Source organism: Mesorhizobium sp. ArgA1, from assembly GCF_053714375.1.
The window spans coordinates 1-306 of sequence record NZ_JBSKBQ010000172.1 but is presented as its reverse complement, the minus strand read 5'-3'; the positions used below and the strand labels follow the sequence as shown (position 1 = coordinate 306).

The 306-nt window shown below is 60.1% G+C and carries 1 pseudogene; it reads left to right on the top strand.

Features of this window, described 5'->3' with window-relative positions:
* Window positions 1–256 (top strand): annotated as a pseudogene (locus ACWGTI_RS32860) (hypothetical protein); the annotation flags it as partial.
* Window positions 257–306 lie beyond the last annotated feature (50 nt).

The following is a 306-nucleotide window of genomic DNA, read 5'->3' as shown; positions in this document are numbered from 1 at the left end:
CGGATCCAAGCGGCGGCAGAAGGGACTGGCGAAGGCCGGCAACGCCCGCGTACGCCGCGGCCTGATCCAACTTGCCTGGCGCGAAGGCCCAGTCCAGATCAAGCGCGGTGTTTCGACCTTGGTCCGAGCGGGCGTGTTAGAAAATGGAGGCCTGTGGACGCGGGTTTTTGCTGACCGGTCAGCTTCTCGACAGCTGATTGCGATAGCGTGTCGTTGGCGTCTGACTCAACCATTCGCCGCTGAGGCTTTGATCTGAGCCTGTCTGCGCAGACTTGCGAGCAATCAATATTTTCGATGGAGAGGGTA